Source organism: Oleiphilus sp. HI0067, assembly GCF_001635735.1.
This window is the reverse complement of the sequence record NZ_LWFI01000375.1, coordinates 1-814: the sequence shown is the minus strand read 5'-3', so window position 1 is coordinate 814 and position 814 is coordinate 1. Positions and strand designations below refer to the sequence as shown.

At 41.4% G+C, this 814-nt stretch carries 1 protein-coding gene; it reads right to left on the bottom strand.

Going from position 1 to position 814, the window contains the following annotated elements:
* Positions 1-131: 131 nt before the first annotated feature.
* Positions 132-683, bottom strand: coding sequence for a TetR/AcrR family transcriptional regulator (locus A3739_RS04445; RefSeq protein WP_068478552.1), 552 nt, complete (start codon positions 681-683; stop codon positions 132-134).
* Positions 684-814 lie beyond the last annotated feature (131 nt).

The window sequence follows — 814 nt, the reverse complement described above, 5'->3', positions numbered from 1 at the left end:
GTTGGCTAAAAGAGGGAAGGAGACTTTCGCCTCGAAGATGTATTGCATCGGCTGTTTATGAAAAGCGGACATTTCAACGAATATTTTCGAGTCGCACTGTTTCGAAAGAGGGCAAATGAAGTTTCACTCTATTAGCTTGTCAAATAACAATAAAGCATGTGTGAGCATTCTTTTGTTAATTTGCTTAGATCAATTTGAGGGGCAAACAAAACACCTTGATGGGTAAGGTTCTCTATGGTTTGCATAACCACAAAGCTTGCGAGTTTTAGATCCTCACTACTTATTTCATGGGCTCGGCTTTTCAAAAAGCTCTCGGTTAAATTCAGCAATACGCCATCGAGCTCTTCTACGCGAGTGTAGCCGTCTAGTTTGTTTAGCTCTCTTACGAGTACCTGATGTAGCTGCGGTTCTTGCTTATGAGCGTCCATAACCGCATGCACCATGGTTTCAAGCGCTTCTTTCAGGTCAAGAGAAGGCAGCTTTTGTAAAGTAGCCATAATGATTGTGAGCATCTCATCAATATGGCGATTGCCCAATTCAGCAAGAATCGTTTCTTTATTCCCAAAGTATTGATAAATCGAACCAACGCTAACTCCTGCGATTTTAGCAATGTGGTTGGTGTTTAATTTCCCCTGTCCTTCGCTAACTAAAATATGAGCGCTGGCTTCGAGTATGCAATCCACTGTATTAGATGATCGGCTCTGAGCGGGCTTGCGACGGGGCTTTGAGGTGGTTTTATTGACTTTCATGAGAATAAATAAACGCGAGTATTTAATGTGAGTAAATGCTCATATTATAGTGTTCTGTTATCTAA